Below are 267 nucleotides of genomic sequence, written 5' to 3' on the forward strand. Positions count from 1 at the left end.
CCTCCGGCTCCCCTATTCGGTTAACCTTGCTACAGAATATAAGTCGCTGACCCATTATACAAAAGGTACGCAGTCACCCCACCACTAAGCCCCCTCTGCTTCTTTTGAGGTTGAACGTCGCTTTCGCTCCGTTAACCGTATCCTCAGCAAAGGATGCGTATGTGGAGTTCACCACTGGCTTAGTGGTGGGGCTCCCACTGCTTGTACGTACACGGTTTCAGGTTCTTTTTCACTCCCCTCGCCGGGGTTCTTTTCGCCTTTCCCTCA

The 267-nt window shown here is 52.4% G+C and carries 1 rRNA gene; it reads right to left on the bottom strand.

The features are described 5' to 3' along the window. Positions 1 to 267: ribosomal RNA gene (locus NBA72_RS24270) — 23S ribosomal RNA — on the bottom strand; the annotation flags it as partial.

It is taken from the genome of Salmonella sp. NW1250, from assembly GCF_051812965.1.
GTDB classification, from domain to species: domain Bacteria; phylum Pseudomonadota; class Gammaproteobacteria; order Enterobacterales; family Enterobacteriaceae; genus Salmonella; species Salmonella enterica.